Origin of the sequence: Massilia sp. ST3 (genome assembly GCF_018119405.1) — a bacterium.
Lineage (GTDB): Bacteria > Pseudomonadota > Gammaproteobacteria > Burkholderiales > Burkholderiaceae_D > Telluria.
This window is the reverse complement of the sequence record NZ_JAGPWC010000016.1, coordinates 1-15060: the sequence shown is the minus strand read 5'-3', so window position 1 is coordinate 15060 and position 15060 is coordinate 1. Positions and strand designations below refer to the sequence as shown.

Below are 15060 nucleotides of genomic sequence, written 5' to 3'. Positions count from 1 at the left end.
TGCTGCCCGATCAGGATAGCAGGGCCCGGCGGATCGTGCCGGGCCCCGGCAAGCTCAGAATGCTTCCCGGTCGCCGGCGGCCACTGCCTCCGCCGGCTTCTTCACGCCGGCGGGCGGGGCAGGGCGGACCACCGGCCGCGCCTTCGCCACCGCAAGGACGGCGCGCGCCGGCGCGGTACGCTGCGCGGCCTGCTCCGGCCCGACCTGGAACACCGCCACCAGCTGCGCCAGCGCGGCCGCCTGTTCCCGCATCGCCTGGCTGGCCGTGGCCGATTCCTCGACCAGGGTGGCGTTCTGCTGGGTCATGCCGTCCATGTCCGCGATCGCCTTGTGCACCTGCTGGATGCCGCTCGACTGCTCGCGGCTGGAGCCGAGGATCTCGTCCATGATGCCGGTCACGCGGCCGATGCTGTCGACGATGCCGGCCATGGTGGCGCCGGCGCGGCCCGCCAGTTCGGTGCCGCTGGCCACGCGCTGGGTGGAGTCGTCGATCAGGTCCTTGATTTCCCTGGCGGCGGCGGCCGAGCGCTGCGCCAGGGCGCGCACCTCGGTGGCGACGACGGCGAAGCCGCGGCCCTGCTCGCCGGCGCGCGCCGCCTCGACGGCTGCGTTCAGCGCCAGGATATTGGTCTGGAAGGCGATGCCGTCGATGACGGAAATGATGTCCACGATGCGCGCGGACGAGGCGTTGATCGCGCCCATGGTGTCGACCAGTTCGCCCACCATGGCGCCGCCCTGCTGCGCCACCGTGGACGCCGCCAGGGCCAGGCGGTTGGCCTGTTCTGCGCTGGCTTCGCTCTGCTGGACGGCATGGGTCAGTTCATTCATCGAGGATGCCGTCTCCTCCAGCGCGGCGGCCTGGGTTTCGGTGCGGCGCGCCAGTTCCTGCGTTTCGGCGGCCATCGATGCGATCGAGGCGCCGATCGCCGAGGTGCCCTGGCGCACCTGGCCGACGATGCCGGCCAGGCTGTCGCGCATGCGCTGCAGGGCGAACAGCAGGCTGCGCTGGTCGCCCGGCTCGAGGGCGATGTGCACGTCCAGGTTGCCGGCGGCGATCTCGCGCGCCACGGCCGCGGCTACGGCCGGCTCCCCGCCCAGGCGGCGGAACAGCGAGCGCGAGAACAGCAGCCAGGCCGCGACGCTGCCGGCCAGGGTGATCGCGCACAGCAGGACCAGGACGTTCTCGCTGGCGTGGGCCTGGTCCAGCACCTGCTGGGCGCGGCGGTCGATGGCTTGCTGCTGCAGCGCCAGCAGCCCGCTGACGCCGTCCACGTAGCGCTGGGCATGGCCGGTGAAGCTGCGGTCGTAGAGCGCCAGCGCCTCGTCGTTGAGACCCTCGGCCTTCAGCCGCATCACGCGGTCGCGCTCGGCAATGAAGTTCTTGCGCGCCTCGACCGCGGCGGCGAACTGGCTGCGTTCTTCCTCGGTATCGAGCAGCTGCTCGACCTTGTCCTGCAGGCCGTTGGTGCGCTCGCTCGACTGGCGGCTTTCCTCGGCAAAGGCCTTGGCCAGTTCCGGATCGCTGGCGCGCGCCACGGCGGCGGTGCGCTTGGTCGACACCGACAGGTTGAGCAGCCACTGCGAGATCAGGCGTTCCTTGGCGAGCGGGCGCTGGGTCAGGGCCTCGGTCTCGGCCGACAGCACCTGCAGGCGCCAGATCGCGATGGCGGTCGAGAGGAAGGAAATGAGGATGATGAATGCAAAGGTAATCCGTAGCTGGGTACGGACGCGGTCGGTCTTGATCAATTCGACTCCTGGTGGATAGTGAGGCCGGATGTTTTTTCCTGCCGGGTCAGCGCGGAAGTGACATCGTCTGGCGTCAAAATGTAATGAATGTTTTATCGCAGTGCAACAAAAATGACGGCGCTAACATGCGTGTTTTGCAAGATTTCCCGCAAAAGCGAGAGGCCCTGTTGACCCGAAAGCCTTGAATCGCGGGGGTGGCCGTAGCCTTGCCGGCAATGCCGGTATCCTTGACGGATAAAATGGGCCTCGCAGCCGCACCGATGAGGCAAGGACATGCCTTTGCTATCATGGCGCGATGTCCATCCTGCTCGTTCCCGGCTACATGGCCGACGAGACGCTCTGGGACGGCGTGAGCGGCCGGCTGGCGCCTTACGGCCCGCTGGTGCACGCCGACCTGCGTCACGATTCCACCCTCGAGGCGATGGCGCGCCGCGCTCTGGCCGCCGCGCCGCCATCCTTCATCCTCATCGGTTTTTCGATGGGCGGCTACGTCGCCCGCGAGATCGTCTACCAGGCGCCGGAGCGCGTGCGCGCCCTAGTCCTGATCGCCAGCTCGACCCGTCCCGATTCGCTGCCGCTGCGGCAGAGCAAGGGTGCGGTCGCCAGGGCCGCGCCTTCGGTCTCGTTTGCAGGGCTGAGCCGGACCGCGATCGCCACCTCGCTTCACCCTGAACAGCGCGGCAACGAAGCCCTGATCGAGCGGGTGCGCGCGATGGGCGTGCGCCTGGGCGGGGAGGCATTCCGGCGCCAGTCGATGCTGGAGCGTCCGGGCGACCTGGCGCGCCTGGGCGCGATCCGCTGCCCGACCCTGGTGGTGGCCGCGGGCCAGGACCGCCTGCGCAGCCTGGAAGAGTCGCAGGAGCTGCATGCGGGGATCGCCGGCTCGACCCTGGCCGTCATCGAGGACAGCGGCCACATGATCCCGATCGAAGCGCCGGACGCCCTGGCCGAGGTGCTCGTGCCCTGGCTGCAAAGGCTCCCGGATTAAGTCCCGCGCGCTTCCCAGCCGTCCAGCGCGCGGATCGCTTCTTCCTTGAGCTTGGCCTCGATCTCGATCCACGGCGCCAGCCGGTAGCTGGACGGCATGGTGTCGATCAGGTCGGCGTGCTGGCGGTCGTTGAAGCCGCTCCTGCCGTTCGAGATGTGCACCAGCTGGTGCGCGGGATCGGCCCAGGTGTCGCGCGCCCTGCGCAGCATGGCTTCGACGCTCGGGTGCTCGTAGCTGTCCAGCTTCTCGTGCACCACATGGTGGTGGGCGTCGAACACCATGGGCACGCCGGCGCGCAGGCAGATCGCGTGGATCTCCTCGGCGCTGTAGGCGTATTCGTCGTTCTCCAGGCCGAGGCGGGTGCGGATGGCCTCGGGCAGCTGGCCGATGCGCTCGACCAGGGCGTCGGCGCGGTCCGATTTTCCCCCGTGGATCTCGAGCAGGGCCCAGGAGGAGCGCGGCTGCTCCAGCAGGTCCATGATGTCGGCGTGCATTTGCAGGATCTTGACGCTGTTGGCCACCACGGCTTCCGCATCCGAGCTCAGCACCACGAACTGGTCCGGGTGCATCACCAGGCGGATGCCGCGCTCGGTGGCGCGGCGGCCGGAGCGCGCCAGCATGGGCGCAAACTCTTCGAGGATGGCGCGGCCGAAAGGCTCGTCGGAAAACGGGAAGATCGACGAGGGAATCCGGTAAAGCGCGATGCCTTCGCGCTCGCAATAGCGCATCGCCTCGTCGAAGGTTTGCAGGTTGTCGCGGTAGATGTCTTCCAGCAGCTTGCGCTGGCCGTCTTCGGCATGCTCCAGCAGGCGCTTGCGGGTCAGCGCGCGGTAGCGCACGTCCTTGGACGTGGTGATGCAGACGAGTCCGAGCTGTGGTGGCATGGGTGTTCGCGGATGGTTCGCGGTCAGGCGCCGCGCAGCGGTGCGCGCGGCGCCTGGAGGAAAGGGATCAGCCCTTGGCCTGGTGGGCGCGGATCTGGTCGCGCAGCTGCTGGCCGTTGGAATGGGCGTAGTCCTTGTCGATCTCGTAGCTCACGCAAGCCTTGAGCTGGGGATCGAGCTGGTTGCGCAGGGCGCCCAGGAACTGGGGCTCGGCCACCAGGGCCAGGCGGTCGAACTGGCCGGCCTGCTTGGCCTTGAGCAGCACGTCGTTGATGTCGCTGGCGAAGGTCTGCGACTCGCGCTGTTCCGGCGTCTGCTGCGGCTGGTACTGCTTGGTGGGCAGCGCGTCGCCGGAGCCGTGCCGGCTCTGGCCGGCTGCGATCGGGCTCATGCGGTCGGTGAGCTCGTCGGTCGTGCCCGTGCGCGCGGCCGGGTTGACCAGGTCCTGTACTTCTTGCAGCGGGGTGTTCGCGTCGGATTCGGCGAAGATGCGGGCGCGGCCGGCGTCGGCCGATACGATCCAGGTTGTACTCATGCTACCTCCCATTGACGATGGAAATTTTTTTCTCAAGTGAACCCTTGGTCCACATCCGTCTGGCTGTTCAGGGGAGTCTATCCGAAGCAGCTTTTTGGGGAGGCACGAAAGACATTGGGCGCGTCTCAGCGCGGCCGGCCGAAGACCTGTGTCCAGTAGATGATGCCGGTGCGCTGTTCGGCGGCGATGCCGTAGGCGGCGCCCATCTCGGTGAAGCTGGCGTTCATGATGTTGGCGCAGTGCCCCGGGCTGTCGAGCCAGCCCGCCACCGCTTCGGCGGGCGTGTGCTGGCCGAAGGCGATGTTCTCGCCCACGCGCTGCCAGTGGTAGCCGGCGCGCTGGGCGCGCTCGGACGCCATGCTGCCGTCCTTGGCCTTGTGGCTGAAGTAGCGGCGCGCGGCCATGTCCTGGCTGTGGCCGAGCGCGGCCTGGCCCAGGGCCGGGTTCCAGCTCACCGGTGGCGCCGGCGGGAAATGCTTGCCGCCGCAGGTGTGGCCGCTGGCGCGGGCGGCGTTCACGCCCTCGAGGATGGCCTTGCCCGCATCGCGCCAGTCGGGGAAAGTGCTGGACGGCAGGGGTGGCGCCGGACGGGCGAGCACGACGGTCCATTCCTTGCCCTCGCGGTAGCTGCCGACCGCCGAGAAGCGCGTGCTCAGCAGCACGCTGCAGTATTTCTCCTGGATCACGTTCATCGCCGCCCGGGCGTCGTCCGGACCGGTTACCGAGACCACCTCGGCCTGTTCCGCGGCGTAGCCGGCGCCCTGCAGCGCATTCTCGATGAAGGTGGCGGGGCCGATGCGCACGCGGGACAGGGCAGGATGGGCTTGCAGCGGCGCCACCGGCGCGAATGCACGGCCTGCGCAGGAGCCGGGGGCGGCGCGGTAGGTATTGATCATCGCCACCAGGCTGTCGGCGCGCCCGTCCGGTCCGGAGGCCGGCAGGGCGGCGGCGGGGCGCGGACAAGCGGCGCCCAGCAGCGCGGCGGAGGCGAACAGGAGGAAGGCCAGCGGGCGTTCCTGTTTCAAGATCGTACTAACAGCCATGTCGTCAAGGAAGGGCAAGCGAAGCGTGAGGCGGTGTGCCGGATAGACAATTGGCAAGCAGATAAGCCGCCCGAAAAGCAAAAACGCCAACTTCGAGGTCGGCGCCGTGCTGCCTTCCGGCCCGGCCTAGATGGGGGTGGAAGGCGGAAATACTATAGCAGCCGCTGCCTTGCCTGGCCAGCGGGTGTCGCAGGGATGCACACCCGGACAGCCGGCGCGGGAGACTATTGGCCCTGCCTGGTGCGCACGAGCTTGCCCGTATCGAGACCTTGCGCGCGCAGGCGGCCCAGCAGGGCCTCGTAGGCGGCCGGGTCCACTTGCGGCGTGCGCGACAGGATCCACAGGTATTCCCGCTTGGGCTCGCTGACTGCGGACAACTGGTAGCCCTGGTCGAGGTCGATCACCCAATAGTCGCCCCAGACCATGGGCAGGAAGGACAGGATGGCCGGCGCGAAGCGCACCTCGAGCTTGGGCGAGGCGGCGGGGCCGCGCTGGCGCGCCACACCCTCGGCCACTTCGGCGCCGCCGTCCTGGGTGCGGCAGCGGTTGACGACGGCGACGCGGCCGTCCTCGCGCAGGCTGTAGGTGGCCGTGGTATCGCCCACGCATTTCTTTTGGAAATCATTGGGGAACCTGGCGATTTCGTACCAGGTGCCGAGGTAGCGCTGCAGGTCGAGCGCGGGGATGGTGGCGAGCGGCGCGGCGGCAGCGGCCTGCGCCGCGCCCGTATGCAGGCCCAGCAGGAGGAGGGCGGCGCCCAGGTAAGGTCGGGTCATGGAGTCCTCTCAGCAATATGACCCGCCCAGCGTAAATGACAATGGGTTTCGCTGTCGCCTGGGAGGACGGACGCTGTCTTCCGGGACGCCGTCTTCGTGAAGACAAACGTGCGCTCCAGCCCAGGCATTACACTGGCGCCGGACCCACTTTTTCCAGAGGCCGGAGTGCACCAGATGGATTTCAGTACCTGGCAGGCAGCGCTGACGACCATGATCGGGCTGGCCGTGTTCACCCTGCTCGGCGTCGGCATCCGCATCCTCGTGATGCAGACCGTGCAGCAGCGCCGCGAGCGCATGAACCGCCAGATCAACGAGCGCCTGAAGACCCTGATCGGCGCCTACCGCACCCTGGGCGGTTCCTTCACCGGCAAGCTGACGGTCGATCCTACCCATTTGCGCGACCTGCGCATGACCGACGTGCCGGCCGAGGCGCAGATGGAAGCGCTGGACGGCCAAAGCCGGCTGGACGCCGCCGCCGGCTCGGACCGTGCGCGCCGCATCCGCGACGCCGTCGAAGCGGCGCTGTCGGACATCATCCTGCTCGGGACCGAGGAGCATTGCCGGCTGGCCAGCCAGGCCGCCAGCGACATGGCGGCCGGCCGCCCCATCCACACGGCGGAACTCGTCGTTTCCCTGCGCAACTTCATCCGCTCGGCGCTCGACCTGGAAGCCATTCCGGCCGACGTGGCGATCCCGCTGCAGGGCCCGACCCGCACCCAGGGGAGCGGCGCCAGGAAGGGCGGTGCGGACCGGGCCGGCGGCGAGCGCGGCCAGGGTGGCGGAGGCGGCCGCAATGCAGGCGGCAATGCAGGCGGCAATGCAGGCGGCAATGCAGGCGGCGATCCGGCGCCCGCCTTTGGGCAGCGCGGCGGCGAAGCGCCGCTTCCCGGCTCGCGTGACGCCGACCCCTTGCTCTGAGCGTTCCCGGCGCCGGAACGGCCGCTCCTGCCGGGCAGCCGGTACCGTCCCTTACAGCGAGGACAAGGCCGGTCCCTCCGGCTTGCCCAGCCAGGTGGTGGCAAAGCGCTGGCGCGCCGCGCCCAGCGCCGCTTCGTCGCCGCGCAGGCGGTAGACCTCCATCAGGCCGCGCAGGGCCCAGCCGTTGCTGGGCGTACGCGCGAATGAGGCGCGGAACACCTGTTCGGCTTCGTCGAGCTGCTTGGCGCGCATCAGCGCCACGCCCAGCGACTGGCGCACCGGGTAATACCAGTAGGGCGGTTCCATGTAGGGCAGGCTGTCCTGCACCGCCACCGCCTCGCGATAGGCGGCGATGGCGTCCTTCAGCTTGCCCTGGCTGTCGGCCACCCTGCCGCGCGCCACGGCCCGCGCCGTCTGCACGATCTCGCGTCCGGGGATGCCCCAGTCGGTCACCGCCTTGAAGTCCGCAGTGCGCTCGATGCGGTCGAGGGCGGCGATCTCGCGCCGGGCCGCCTCGATCGATCCCTTGCGCGCGTGGCCGACGGCGCGCGCGTAATGCCACATCGCCTTGACCAGCACGAAGTCCGGGCCGGGGTCGGGCAGGGCCAGCAGGGTGTCCGGACTGCTGAACTGCACATGGGCGAAATAAGGGGCGGACTTGACCGGCTGCAGGGCGCCGATGTTCTTGAGCAGCTCGGGGGTGACGACGCCATCGAGCTTGGACGCGGCCTCGAGCGCGGTCTTGCCGTCGCCGCCCATCAGGGCCGAGACCATCACGAAGTGGATGTTGTGCGGGTAATAGGCGCCGCGGTAGACCGGGTCGCTGCCGGCGTCCGCGAAGTAGCGCTCGTCGACCGCGATGGCGGACAGGTTCGACTGCAGCGCCTCGCGGTAGTGGCCGAGCCGGTAATAGATATGCGAGGGCATGTGCACGATGTGGCCGGCGCCGGGAATCTGCTGGGCCAGCACGCGCGCCGCCGGCAGCGCCTTGTCGGGGTGGGTCGAGGCTTCCATCGCGTGGATGTAGTAGTGGGCGGCCCCCGGATGGCTGGGATTGCGCTCCAGCACGCGCTCGAGGGCGTCGACCAGTTCCGCCGTGCGGTTCTTGGGCTGGGCGCCGCCCGCGGCCCAGTAGTCCCAGGGAGACATGTCCATCAGCGATTCGGCGAACAGCACCTGGATGGTGTCGTTGTTGGGGTGGGCACGCGCGGCATCAAGCATGGCGTCGGCATAGGCCTTGTCGAGCGCGGCGCGGTCGGCGGCGGGGTCAGGGCTGTAGCGCCGCGCCACTGCCCGGATCAGGGCCTGCTCGGCCGCCGTCGCGCCCTTGGCGTGGCGCATGGCGCTGGCCGCCGCCGCGACCGCGGGCGCCACCGCATCGGGGAACATGGGCGCGTTGATGTTGGGGCCCAGCACCAGGGCCTCGCCCCAGTAGCACATGGCGCAGGCCGGGTCGAGCTGCTGCGCGGCGCGGAAGGCGCGCGCCGCCTCGGCATGGTTGAAGGCGAAGACCAGGCGCATGCCCTGGTCGAAGTAGGCCTGGGCCTTGGGATGCTTCCTGGTGATGGGGACGTGCAGGGCCCCGAGGTTGTCGTAGAGCGGAGGCGGCTGCGTTGCCGCCGCATTGGCCGGCGGCTGCTGGCCAGGCTGGAAGGGCCGGGTTTCCACCTGGGCCTGGGCCAGGAGGCCGAGCAGGGGTGGGCGTCCGGCGCGCGCCGGCGTACAGGTAGTGGCTGCGAACAGTGGATCGAAGGAAGGCGGCGCCTGCGGGCGCTCGGCCTGGGTGGACGGCACGGCAACGAGGACCGCCGCGGCAACGGCGATTCCCGGCAACACGAAACGCGGTTTCATGACTCCTCCTCAGGGCATGGACACAGCGGCGCACTGCATGCGTTGCCGTTGGAGTCGCCGGGAAGCGCCGAGTTCCCGTGCGAGGTGCTCAGGCTTTGCGCACGAATTCCGACTTCAGGCTCATGGCGCCGAAGCCTTCGATCTTGCAGTCGATGTCGTGGTCGGCGTCGACCAGGCGGATGTTCTTGACCTTGGTGCCCTGCTTGATGACGCCGCCCGAACCTTTCGGCTTGAGGTCCTTGATCACGGTGACCGTGTCGCCATCCTGCAGGATGTTGCCGGAGGCATCGCGCCAGACCCGGACCGCGTCGGCCGCGCCGGCAGCCTGCACGGGCCATTCGTGGCCGCATTCGGGACAGGCGTACTGGCCGCCTCCGTCCTCATAAGTATAGGCGGATTGGCATTGGGGGCAAGGAGGCAGGGTGGACATGGAAAACCTTGTTGGGTCGTGGCGGGGAACCGGGAAACCGGCGTAGCGGCCTCTTCGGGGCGGGCCGGTTGGCCTTGCCCGGCATTCTAGCCGACCTGGCCGCGTGCTAGCATACGGCCTGCGACCCAGATTCCGGCGAACCATCTCTCGCCCGCGCCCGCATCCCAACCGACCACGCATGCCCCGAATCGCCTTATTCCTGCCGTCGTGCGTACTGTTCCTGTGCGCACTTTGCCTGTGCACGCTGCCAGCCCGCGCGGCCACCTATACGATGCTGCGCATCGAAGGCAGCGAAGCCGGCCGAGCGCCCTATGGCGTGGCGCTGCTGGAGCTGGCCTTCGCCAAGGCCGGGGTCTGCCATTCCCTGGCGCTCAGCGAACCGGGCATGAAGCAGGCGCGCGCGGTGCACGAACTGGCCCAGGGTACCGGCAAGCTCGACATCATGATCACCATGAGCTCACCGGAGCGCGAAACGGCCTTGCTGGGCGTACCGGTGCCGCTCACCAAGGGCCTGCTCGGCTGGCGGATCGCGCTGGTGCGCAAGGAGCGGCTGCACCAGTTCGCGGAGGTGCGTTCGGCCGCGCAACTGCAAGGATTCGTCGCGGGCATGGGCCATGACTGGCCGGATACCGCCGTCCTGCGCGCCAGCGGCCTGCCGGTGCACCTGTCCTCGACCTATACGGGCATGTTCCGCATGCTCGAGGCGGGACGGATCGACTACTTCCCGCGCGCCGTCAAGGAAATCCAGGCCGAGCACGGCCGCTACCCGGCGCTCGCAGTCGAGCCGCACCTGGTGCTGCGCTATCCGGCCGATGCCTACTTCTTCGTCAACCGCCGCAATACACGCCTGGCGGCGGAACTGCGCAAGGGCCTGGAAGCGGCGATTGCCGACGGTTCCTTCGACCGCCTGTTCTACAGTTATTTCGCGCCGCAGATCGCGGCTGCCGGGCTCGAGCGACGCCGCATCATCGACCTGCCGAATCCGGCCCAGGCGCCGTCCCTGCCGCTGGAGCGCCCGGAATTGTGGTTTTCTCTGGGAGAGCTGCGCCGTCCGGTCTTTGTCGCGGCCGCCCGCGGCAGGGTACAGCCGCCGGTCGCCGCAGCCCCGTGTTCCGCCGTGAAGCAGGCCGGCCGCTGAACAGTCAACGAGCGGCCTGCCTGGGCGCTCGTTCAGTGATGCAGGGGCGTCCCGGTGGCGGCGGCCTGCCCCGGCTGGTCCGGCCGCAGGGCGCGCTCGCCGGCGGCGGTGTCGTGATAGCTCTGGAAGCGGGCGACTTTGCCGTCACGCAGCGTGAAGACGTGCACCCATGGGCTGTCATAGCTGCGTCCGGTATGCCTGCCGCGCCAGGTCGCTTCGCCCGTGACGACCACCTTGTCGCCTTCGGCGATGAATTCCTTCGGTTCGAAGCGCTCAGCCAGGAGCGCCTCGTTCAATTGCTCGAAAAAGCGGGCGATCTCCGCTTTCCCGTTATGCCTGCCGGCGAAGGGGATATGCTCCGCCTCGGGTTCGATCCAGAGCGCATCGTCGTGATAGCGCTCCAGCAGCTGGGGAATGTCGCCGCTCAGGAACAACCGGTAAGCTTCCATCACCAGCCGCTTGTTTTCCTGTGCGTCCATGATAGCTCCTCTCGTGTCTCGCCTTGCGCGACGGTCGCGGCCGCTCCCGCCGCGCAGGGACGGTCCTTTCAGCCTACTGCGCGGGACGCGAAATACAAGGCCGGCCGCGCAGCGGCAAGAAGGCTTGGTCTCAGTGCGCGCGCGGGCCGGCGCCGCCGGCGCTGCCCGGCTGGGCGCGCAGGGGAGGATGTTCGGGCGGCATGCCGTCCTTGAACAGCTGGCGCAGCTGCTGGCGCAGCTCCGGCGAATCGCTGTGGTGGTGCACGGACACCGCATGGTCGACCGCGGCCTGCAACAACTCTTCCTCGCTGTCGGCCGAGATGGCGACCGAGCAATGCATATCGCTCGGGAATTCCCGGCAATCGATGAATTTGCGTGTCATGATCCACTCCTTCACTGGAAAGCGCGGGCATGGCGCCCGCCACTTTCAGTATAGGCAGGCGGGGTCGCCCCCGCTGCCGGAAAGCGCGGGCAGGGAGACTGCTGTTAGAATTTGCGTCAGCTTTCCGGCGCTCACTTGCAGGAGTACACAAATCCTAGGTTTTTTATTTAGAGCGGCAATACGCAGGCCCAAGCTGGCCGGCGTTGTGGCCTTATGCGTGCTGGCAGCCCTGGCCAGCACGATGACCTACACCGGTTTCCTGGTCATCGGGGTGCTGGCCGATCATCTCGGCACGGGACGGGTCCTGGCGGGCTTGCTGCTTGGTGTTCTGTTTGCAAGATTTCCCTGGATAATAAAAGGCAAGCCGCGCATTGTCGGCCTGTTGCCCAAACCTGTACGCCGGCCACTGATCCTGCTCATCCTGGCGCTCTGCCTGGCGACTTTCCTGTGGCGAAGCGATGACGTGTCCGCACTGTTCGTCGGTTTCGCGATGGCTTTTCTTCTCGGCTACCCCTGGCTGAGGCGGGCTGTGTTCGATCGGCTCCTGTCGTCCGTCTTCGCATTTACCGGCCAGAAACCGTTCAAACGCACGGATGACTCGGTGATCGAGGGGGAATTCAGGGAAAGGAAAGAATGAGGCCCTGCCGGCTGATTGGAAACAGCGCTGGGTAGGCCAGAAAACAAAAACGCCAACCTGCATGGGTTGGCGTTTCGTGGGCAGCGTATTCTTGGTGGCCCGGGGCGGAATCGAACCACCGACACAAGGATTTTCAAGACGGCTGCCCTCTGGGTCAAGCCAAGTAAAAACGCATCCTTCAAGGATATCCTATTGCTCAGCGAAAGCAGTATAGTTCTTCCTTGATGCAGCGTTTGCAGGGCTGCACGTGTAGGAAAATCCCGGCCGCAGCCTGATTCCATCGCGGCCTGCAGGCCTTTTGATACCCATGATTCTTGCCCTACGGACCGCCAATGGACCAGCGAAGCTCCACAAGGAAAATTTGGGGCATCAGGTATCTTCCTGACGCAATCTTCTTCTTGGTGGTCCGTCGAGGCTGCCCATGCGAAACTCCGCCCACCTTAGGACCACCAATCAAAGTTTCGAGGCCTCTTCGGTACCCCTACAAGCCGTCGCTGTCCTCGAAATAATCAGAGTCGATGCGCTTGACCTGGTACGTCGTCACAACAGAAACGCCCACATCGAAGTCGATCATTAGACTTGCAAGCTGCTTCCCATCGATGAGCACGACTTTGGTGTCGATCCTAGACGCATACTCAGTCGCTTCTGATGTGTACGATGAGGTCGTAATGAATACTCCCTTTCGCGCACGTTGGCCTTGAAGGGCGCCGACGAATTTTTGGATTTCAGGACGGCCGACGGTGCCCTGCCAGCGCTTAGCTTGCAGGTAGATAGTGTCCAGTCCAAGGCGATCTTCTTTGATAATCCCATCAATTCCGCCATCGCCACTTTTGCCGATACGTTCGCCAGCATCTTGGCGAGAGCCCCCGTAGCCCATCTTTACCAGCAACTCGACAACCAAATGTTCGAAGAAGGCCGGTGAACATAGGAGGACGCGGCTAAGGATATCTTGCGCCAAGCTTGCACGAATACTTTGGTTTGCCAGCTCGAGAGCTTCCTCTGGGGTCTGCTGCGAAGGCGGCGCTATTGACTCTGCAACCGTGCTCTCTTTGTTAAGTTTTGCCGCATCGCGAAATTCAACAAACTCAGGGAAACGGTCGAGAAATTTGACGTCAATTTTCTGCGGATTTTCTTCGAGAATTTGTCGGCCACGTTTCGTGATTTTGAGGACGCCACGTCGGGGTGACTCAAGCAGCCCAGCTTTCTTCAGGTACGAATTTGCCCAGCCGATCCGGTTGTTGATCACCGCTTGTTGCCCACTAGCCAAAAGCTGGCCTCGCTCATCTTGCGTAAGCTGAAATTCGACCGACAGTTTTTCGACTGCTTCGCGGGTGGTGTGGTCGGCTCCGTCTGATGCGAGCCGAAGTAAGGGCAGCATTAAAGTTTGATAGTCAGGGATGGGCATGTCTGTCTTGCTCAGTTCCGGATGGTTTGTTGTCGGCACAACTATAACCCAGTTGTCAGGCTTCCGGGCTATACCTCAGCAGGTGATCAACGACAGTCCAGTCACATGCAAAGTTATTTTCTTGAGCGGTCATAGATTCCATATCGTTGATAGTTATACGATTGAATACAAGAAAAAGCGGCATGCCTGATATGGCTGAGGGTGGTGTCGCAGTATTCCTTGCATGGAAATATGCCATGATATCTCTTTGTCGTATTTTCGAGTTTAAAGAGTTAAAAGCATTAACATCGGAAGCGCCCATCGGAGAATCCGAAAAATCTTGCACTGCCAATGATTACCATGATTAATCTCGTTTATCATGGTAACGAATAAGTAATCATGATAAGCGGGCTAGACGATAAGTTCTAAAACTAATCGACGATTTTTTGTGAATCAATTAAAATAAGATAGTAAAATATTATTTTAAAATCTACATTGGTGGAGATAGCGATGCAACGGCTTTACGAGATCGGCTTTCAACGAGCAGGACGGTGGTCACTGAAAGGTAACGAGCTTTTTCTTCAGCTCGAGAACTTGGCAGATCGCCAAAACGTCCTGTATGCGTTCGTCACCGGTAACACCCTCAAATATGTGGGCAAGACCACTCAGACCCTTCAGCGTCGGATGTTCGGCTATCAGAAGCCTAATGTAGATCAGCGCACGAACTGGCGGAATCGCATCGCAATCGTTGACCTTCTTAAGCGAGGTCAGCCTGTAGAGATTCTTGCCCTAGCCGACGCCGGGCTACTTCGCTATGGGAGCTTTCATCTCAACCTTGCGGCAGGACTGGAAGACAGCATTATTCAAACCCTCAAGCCCGAGTGGAATGGAGGCCGCACGAGTGCAGCGATCGAGGCTCGGACGGAGGCGAATCCCCCCGATACAAGCGGGGAGGCCAAGCTTGAGGCGCAAGTACATGAGGTAGCCCAGCAGCTTGCCGAGCTGAATCCGCCAAGGCAGCATACTTTTGTAGTGACCAGCACGGAAGCCAACCCAGCAGCACAGGCAATTCAGACTACGCCAGAGCAGACGGTTCACCTGCTGACGCCTGTAGCGGAGACTCGTCCGCACAAGAACACGCCAAACCCTGAATCGAAGACCCTGGAAGCTGCTCCCTACTTCGTTCTAACCCTACAGAACACCTATCACCGGACCGGCTTCTTCAACGTCCCGCTCAACTCCGACAGGTACTTCGGCCCTGACACAGCGAAGATTACGATCTATTGCGGACGAGAGAAGCTTGCTGTTACGGGTCACATCAACCGCACAGCCAACACGAACGGCACCCCACGAATCATGGGCGCTGTTCCTCTACGTCAATGGTTCCAAAAGCGAAGGCCGATGAGTCATCTGAAGGTATCAATTCTTGGACCGACAACAATCCACATCAATGATGCCTAGCTTCATTTGTAGATATGCAACGTCTTGAGCGACTGAGAAACACGTACTCGAAGGTTTAGTTCCAAAATGCAACCTTCAAGCGTAAGATATGTCTTCTAGAATGCTGTCCGCTTTGCCCCCATCGATGACATTAAGATTTTCGGAGGATTTTTGAAGATTGGAACAGGATGGGTGAAGCCACCAATGTCCATTGGTGGCCTGGATCATCTTGGAACACAAGCACCTTGTGTCCTAATCTACAGTCAATTGTTGCCGGGAATTACAAACGTCACCGATCGGGCGCGCTACTATTCGCTCTATCCTTGGATCGTCTGGGCGTTCGACCAGCGCTATCCTAAAAACGACCATCTGCAATTCGTCGAATTTTTCCGACGGGCCGACTGTCTGTTCACTTTGATTTCAGAGCGT

16 protein-coding genes and 1 pseudogene are annotated in these 15060 nt (G+C 64.6%); 7 read left to right on the top strand and 10 right to left on the bottom strand.

All coding sequences use genetic code 11. The features are described 5' to 3' along the window. Nucleotides 1–54 precede the first annotated feature (54 nt). Complete coding sequence (locus KBW98_RS07510) at nt 55–1746, bottom strand: methyl-accepting chemotaxis protein (protein WP_211519503.1); 1692 nt, start codon at nt 1744–1746, stop codon at nt 55–57. A gap of 295 nt (nt 1747–2041) precedes the next feature. Here KBW98_RS07510 and KBW98_RS07505 point away from each other — a divergent pair, with 295 nt between their 5' ends. Beyond that, nucleotides 2042–2734, top strand: coding sequence for an alpha/beta fold hydrolase (locus KBW98_RS07505; RefSeq protein WP_229429041.1), 693 nt, complete (start codon nt 2042–2044; stop codon nt 2732–2734). On the opposite strand, the gene uvsE is transcribed toward KBW98_RS07505, so the two are convergent. From uvsE to KBW98_RS07485, 4 genes are all read right to left on the bottom strand, one after another. Then, a complete protein-coding gene (gene uvsE, locus KBW98_RS07500; protein WP_211519502.1) occupies nt 2731–3618 on the bottom strand; it encodes a UV DNA damage repair endonuclease UvsE in 888 nt (295 codons plus the stop codon). The genes KBW98_RS07505 and uvsE overlap by 4 nt on opposite strands. A 67-nt stretch (nt 3619–3685) precedes the next feature. Further along, complete coding sequence (locus tag KBW98_RS07495) at nt 3686–4153, bottom strand: host attachment protein (protein WP_211519501.1); 468 nt, start codon at nt 4151–4153, stop codon at nt 3686–3688. Between the two features lie 125 nt (nt 4154–4278). Then, complete coding sequence (locus tag KBW98_RS07490; RefSeq protein ID WP_229429040.1) at nt 4279–5178, bottom strand: CAP domain-containing protein; 900 nt, start codon at nt 5176–5178, stop codon at nt 4279–4281. Between the two features lie 242 nt (nt 5179–5420). Continuing rightward, a complete protein-coding gene (locus tag KBW98_RS07485; protein ID WP_211519499.1) occupies nt 5421–5972 on the bottom strand; it encodes a lipocalin family protein in 552 nt (183 codons plus the stop codon). Between the two features lie 174 nt (nt 5973–6146). On the opposite strand from KBW98_RS07485, the gene KBW98_RS07480 reads away from it, so the two are divergent. Beyond that, nucleotides 6147–6890, top strand: coding sequence for a hypothetical protein (locus tag KBW98_RS07480; protein WP_229429039.1), 744 nt, complete (start codon nt 6147–6149; stop codon nt 6888–6890). Between the two features lie 51 nt (nt 6891–6941). Here the strand turns inward: KBW98_RS07480 and KBW98_RS07475 are convergent, their stop codons facing one another. Together KBW98_RS07475 and KBW98_RS07470 are read right to left on the bottom strand one after the other, a co-directional pair. Next, nucleotides 6942–8741: a M48 family metallopeptidase gene (locus KBW98_RS07475; RefSeq protein WP_211519498.1), complete on the bottom strand. Its 1800-nt coding sequence runs from the start codon at nt 8739–8741 to the stop codon at nt 6942–6944. 88 nt (nt 8742–8829) lie between these two features. Then, nucleotides 8830–9171 (bottom strand): zinc ribbon domain-containing protein YjdM, encoded by a 342-nt coding sequence (locus KBW98_RS07470; RefSeq protein WP_211519497.1) that lies wholly within the window; start codon nt 9169–9171, stop codon nt 8830–8832. A gap of 178 nt (nt 9172–9349) precedes the next feature. Between KBW98_RS07470 and KBW98_RS07465 the strand changes: the two genes are divergently transcribed. Beyond that, a complete protein-coding gene (locus tag KBW98_RS07465; RefSeq protein ID WP_229429038.1) occupies nt 9350–10309 on the top strand; it encodes an ABC transporter substrate-binding protein in 960 nt (319 codons plus the stop codon). 32 nt (nt 10310–10341) lie between these two features. On the opposite strand, the gene KBW98_RS07460 is transcribed toward KBW98_RS07465, so the two are convergent. Both KBW98_RS07460 and KBW98_RS07455 read right to left on the bottom strand, forming a co-directional pair. Then, nucleotides 10342–10788, bottom strand: a complete 447-nt coding sequence (locus KBW98_RS07460; RefSeq protein WP_211519496.1) for a nuclear transport factor 2 family protein — start codon at nt 10786–10788, stop codon at nt 10342–10344. A 130-nt stretch (nt 10789–10918) separates the two neighbouring features. Further along, a complete protein-coding gene (locus KBW98_RS07455) occupies nt 10919–11170 on the bottom strand; it encodes a DUF1059 domain-containing protein (RefSeq protein WP_211519495.1) in 252 nt (83 codons plus the stop codon). 217 nt (nt 11171–11387) lie between these two features. On the opposite strand from KBW98_RS07455, the gene KBW98_RS07450 reads away from it, so the two are divergent. Beyond that, entirely contained in the window at nt 11388–11807 is a 420-nt protein-coding gene (locus KBW98_RS07450; RefSeq protein ID WP_211519494.1) for a hypothetical protein, read from the top strand. Nucleotides 11808–12288: 481 nt separating this feature from the next. On the opposite strand, the gene KBW98_RS07445 is transcribed toward KBW98_RS07450, so the two are convergent. Next, a complete protein-coding gene (locus KBW98_RS07445) occupies nt 12289–13212 on the bottom strand; it encodes a restriction endonuclease (RefSeq protein ID WP_211519493.1) in 924 nt (307 codons plus the stop codon). Nucleotides 13213–13394: 182 nt separating this feature from the next. On the opposite strand from KBW98_RS07445, the gene KBW98_RS07440 reads away from it, so the two are divergent. From KBW98_RS07440 to KBW98_RS07430, 3 genes and pseudogenes are all read left to right on the top strand, one after another. Continuing rightward, entirely contained in the window at nt 13395–13559 is a 165-nt protein-coding gene (locus KBW98_RS07440; protein ID WP_211519492.1) for a hypothetical protein, read from the top strand. A 142-nt stretch (nt 13560–13701) separates the two neighbouring features. Then, nucleotides 13702–14652: a GIY-YIG nuclease family protein gene (locus tag KBW98_RS07435; RefSeq protein WP_211519491.1), complete on the top strand. Its 951-nt coding sequence runs from the start codon at nt 13702–13704 to the stop codon at nt 14650–14652. A gap of 150 nt (nt 14653–14802) precedes the next feature. Further along, a pseudogene (locus tag KBW98_RS07430) lies at nt 14803–15060 on the top strand (hypothetical protein); the annotation flags it as partial.

Bases quoted from the DNA above. Each gene is read 5' to 3' on its own strand.
- KBW98_RS07505 (WP_229429041.1), top strand. From the start codon at position 2,042: ATGTCCATCCTGCTCGTTCCCGGCTACATGGCCGACGAGACGCTCTGG.
- uvsE (WP_211519502.1), bottom strand. From the start codon at position 3,618: ATGCCACCACAGCTCGGACTCGTCTGCATCACCACGTCCAAGGACGTG.
- KBW98_RS07495 (WP_211519501.1), bottom strand. From the start codon at position 4,153: ATGAGTACAACCTGGATCGTATCGGCCGACGCCGGCCGCGCCCGCATC.
- KBW98_RS07485 (WP_211519499.1), bottom strand. From the start codon at position 5,972: ATGACCCGACCTTACCTGGGCGCCGCCCTCCTCCTGCTGGGCCTGCAT.
- KBW98_RS07480 (WP_229429039.1), top strand. From the start codon at position 6,147: ATGGATTTCAGTACCTGGCAGGCAGCGCTGACGACCATGATCGGGCTG.
- KBW98_RS07475 (WP_211519498.1), bottom strand. From the start codon at position 8,741: ATGAAACCGCGTTTCGTGTTGCCGGGAATCGCCGTTGCCGCGGCGGTC.
- KBW98_RS07470 (WP_211519497.1), bottom strand. From the start codon at position 9,171: ATGTCCACCCTGCCTCCTTGCCCCCAATGCCAATCCGCCTATACTTAT.
- KBW98_RS07465 (WP_229429038.1), top strand. From the start codon at position 9,350: ATGCCCCGAATCGCCTTATTCCTGCCGTCGTGCGTACTGTTCCTGTGC.
- KBW98_RS07460 (WP_211519496.1), bottom strand. From the start codon at position 10,788: ATGGACGCACAGGAAAACAAGCGGCTGGTGATGGAAGCTTACCGGTTG.
- KBW98_RS07455 (WP_211519495.1), bottom strand. From the start codon at position 11,170: ATGACACGCAAATTCATCGATTGCCGGGAATTCCCGAGCGATATGCAT.
- KBW98_RS07445 (WP_211519493.1), bottom strand. From the start codon at position 13,212: ATGCCCATCCCTGACTATCAAACTTTAATGCTGCCCTTACTTCGGCTC.
- KBW98_RS07440 (WP_211519492.1), top strand. From the start codon at position 13,395: ATGCCTGATATGGCTGAGGGTGGTGTCGCAGTATTCCTTGCATGGAAA.
- KBW98_RS07435 (WP_211519491.1), top strand. From the start codon at position 13,702: ATGCAACGGCTTTACGAGATCGGCTTTCAACGAGCAGGACGGTGGTCA.